This window comes from Vibrio genomosp. F10 str. 9ZD137, assembly GCF_049974785.1.
GTDB lineage: Bacteria > Pseudomonadota > Gammaproteobacteria > Enterobacterales > Vibrionaceae > Vibrio.
Genome location: NZ_JBNGCJ010000735.1, coordinates 1 through 2470 on the forward strand (window position 1 = coordinate 1; position 2470 = coordinate 2470).

At 47.7% G+C, this 2470-nt stretch carries 2 protein-coding genes; both read right to left on the minus strand.

Going from position 1 to position 2470, the window contains the following annotated elements; translation table 11 throughout:
• Positions 1 to 1728: VWA domain-containing protein (locus ACP45E_RS17430; protein WP_069585337.1), on the minus strand; the 1728-nt coding region annotated here is incomplete at its 3' end.
• Positions 1721 to 2470: vWA domain-containing protein (locus ACP45E_RS17435; protein ID WP_069585339.1), on the minus strand; the 750-nt coding region annotated here is incomplete at its 5' end. The genes ACP45E_RS17435 and ACP45E_RS17430, both read right to left, overlap by 8 nt.

Consider the following 2470-nt stretch of genomic DNA (forward strand, 5'->3'; position numbering starts at 1 on the left):
TGTGCCGGTATCGGTTGGCTTGGAATCTTGTGCCTCTGATTTAAGATCATGATTCAGTGTATCTTGATGATCACTTGCTTCATTACTCGCTTCATCACTGGATTTATTACTGGCTTCGTCATTAGACTGCGCATCCGAATCGGCGGTTTTGTCTTGTTTGTCTGAGTTAGCTTGTTCGTCCGTGTCGGCTTGATCGTCTTGATTGTTGGCACTATCACCCTTTTGCTTGTCTTGCTGCTTGCCTTGCGGATTACTTTGCGGTTCATTTTTCTGGTCATTGCCTGACGACGGGTCTTGTTCGGATTGAGAAGAATCGCTTGATGATTGCTGCTCGTCTGAGGGGGTATTGTCGTCGCTGCTATCTGGTTGGTTTTCACCTTCTTCGCCACTATTTTTCTGCTGCTGAGCTTGTTCTACAATTCGTAGGTTCTCTTTGGCTTGGTCAACAAGTTTTCCATCCTGGAGCAGCTGGTTATAGCCGTCGATGGCCTTTTGATAGTTACCATGTTGAGCATGCGCATTGGCTAGGTTGTAACGAGCGTTATCACTTTCAAGTTGCTCAAATTCTTTGATCGCTCCTTCGAAATCGCCAGCACGATATTTTGCCACGCCACGCCATTCTTTGTTTGAAAACGCGTCAGCTGCCTGCTGATAGTGTTGATTTTGATACAATTTGAACGCTTCTTGGTCGTCGGTTAGCCAAGGGTTAGCGTAGGCTAGATTAGGTTGGGTGAGCGAAAAAATGATGGCCACTAGCGTAAAAACAACGCCACGTCTGAACAGTAAACTGACTGGAATCACTAACAGTAAAATGAGCCAGTAACCACTGTTCACGCGTTCTTCAAGCTGTTGTTTTCCCAGTGAGGAACTGGCTTCTACGCGAGCACTGTAGGCACTAATAATATCGATATCGCTACTATCGGCTTGTATGCCAGTAAAGACACCATCAACATTTCGAGCGAGTGCTTTCATGTTCGTAAAGTTGGATTGCGCGATAGCCGTGTTACCGTTGCCTGTCTTGACTAAGGATCCGTCGCTTAATCGAATCGGCGAACCGGCTGGAGTGGCAACGGCCAAAATACTCAATCGCCACGGGGTGTGGCTTAACAGTTGAGTGATCGCGTTTTTCTCATCGTCATCAATATCATCCACGACTAATATGATATCACCTTGATTCAGCCCCGAGTTTTGCATCATCTCAATGGCAAGTTGTACCCCTGCGGCCGCGTTGGCCCCTGAAAATGGCATGATGTCAGGTGAAAGATTGGGCAGCAGGTTCAATAATGTCTGATTGTCGGTCGTCATTGGGCTCACCGTATACGCATCACCTGCATAGGCTACTAGCCCCGTTGTGCCTTCCGACCAGCTATTGAGTAAGTCGGTCACTTTGTAGCGAGATTGGGTTAATCTATTCGGTTTAATGTCGCTGGCGTACATCGACAATGACATATCCATGACCACGACTCTTCCCCCGCCATTACCAAATACTGGCCGCTCAGCGGAATAGAAACTAGGGCCTGCAAGCGCGATAATGGCACTCAACAAACCTAGAGCAATGAGGTATATGAGGTTGCGTTTACGCGGTTTGGCGTCAAGCCCGATTGCCTTTGCAAGGTGAGGGGCAATCAGTGAGCCTGTCGTGCTGTATTTGTATAACCAGCCGACCAAGATGGCGGCAGGAATTAAGGCTAATAACCAGAATGGATAAAGGAATGTGAAGTTAGACAAAACCCCTCCTTAATACGATGACGACACAACATAAAAGCAGCGAAATGGACAGTGGCAGTCCGAACCATTCTGTTTGTGGCCGCCAGGTTTGCACCGCTTCGCTGACTGGCTCCAGTTCATTGATCGTGTCATAGATTGATGCTAGATCTTGAGTATCACGAGATCGAAAATATTGGCCGCCGGTGAGTTGAGCAATGCTTTTTAGTGATTCTTCATCAAGATCACGGGCGGTATCGACCTTGCGAGTCATAAAGAACTCTTTAACCACCATTTCACCAGCGCCAACACCCACGGTATAAATTGTGGTGCCATACTGTTTTGCTATCTCAGCGGCTTCCATTGGGTCCAGTACACCCGCGGTGTTGCTTCCATCACTGAGCAAAATCATTACCCGTTGTGGGGCGTCACTATCGATAAATGTTTTGGTCGCGACGGCAATACCATCGCCTATTGCGGTACTCGAGCCAATCAATCCAAGCACGGTCTGATTGAGTTGCTGAGAGACCGTTTGCCTGTCTAAGGTCAAAGGCGTTTGTAAGTAAGCGTGATCGGCAAAAACAACCAAACCCATTCGGTCACCGGTTCGTTTATTTATAAAGTCAGTGAGAACGTTTTTTACCGCCGTTAACCGGTCAATAAATTGGTCACCTTGTCTCATGTCCTCTTGGGCCATTGAACCTGAAAGATCGACGACGAGCATCAAATCACGATGTTCGGGCTGATGAGTGACGGGCTCGCCGTA